The organism is Novosphingobium sp. FKTRR1 (assembly GCF_020404405.1).
Taxonomy (GTDB): Bacteria; Pseudomonadota; Alphaproteobacteria; order Sphingomonadales; family Sphingomonadaceae; genus Novosphingobium.
The window spans coordinates 1-860 of the sequence record NZ_JAIZDA010000097.1; the positions used below are offsets into that span (position 1 = coordinate 1).

At 61.2% G+C, this 860-nt stretch carries 1 protein-coding gene; it reads right to left on the reverse strand.

Annotation, left to right across the window (positions count from 1 at the left end; translation table 11 throughout):
• Nucleotides 1-121: 121 nt before the first annotated feature.
• Nucleotides 122-860, reverse strand: a 739-nt coding sequence (istB, locus tag LDN95_RS23060; RefSeq protein ID WP_226019835.1) for an IS21-like element helper ATPase IstB, incomplete at its 5' end; no start/stop codon positions are given.

The window sequence follows — 860 nt, forward strand, 5'->3', positions numbered from 1 at the left end:
TGCGGATTCCGACGATCGCGCGCATGTATTGCGATCTGATGCCGCGCAGCGTTCCGATTTGATCGCGCGCAGGTAAAGCACCTGATCGTTGGTATCTATTCGCACTATGGTTTGGCGTTGGTCAAGCGGCGGCACGCTGAGCCAGGCGGCGCATGGATTCCCCGTCGAGTTCGAGCCTGTGGGCGTTGTGGACGAGACGATCGAGGATGGCATCGGCGTAGGTGGGATCGCCGATGAGATCGAACCAGCGCGCGATGGGAAGCTGGCTTGTGACCAGCGTTGAACGCCGACCATAGCGATCCTCGAGGATCTCCAGCAGATGATGGCGGGCATTGCCATCGAGCGGCTCAAGACCCCAGTCATCAAGGATGAGCAGGTCCACGCGGGCCAGGCTCTTCATCCGCGCAGCAATGCGGCCATCACCCTTGGCCAGCGACAGCTCATCGATCAGCCGCGGCAGCCGCGTGTAAAGGACCGACCGATTGTCACGGCAGGCCTGATGCCCGATGGCGCAGGCCAGCCAGCTTTTACCGACCCCTGCTGGCCCGATGATCGCGCAGTTTTCATGGGCACCGATCCAGTTGCCCTTGAGCAGCATCTCGAACAGCCGCCGGTCAAGCCCGCGTGTGCTGCGATAATCAACATCCTCAGGCACGGCATGATGGCGTAGTTTTGCCTGACGCAGCCGCAGGGCAAGGCGGCGGTCATTTCGCCATGTCGTCTCATGATCAAGCAACAGCGCCAACCATTCCGCATGGCTCAGGCTGGCGGCCTCGCCATTGCCATCGAGGTCGGCAAAGGCATGAGCCATGCCCGTCAGGCCAAGCTGGTTCAACTGATCAAGTGTAGGGTGTTTGAGC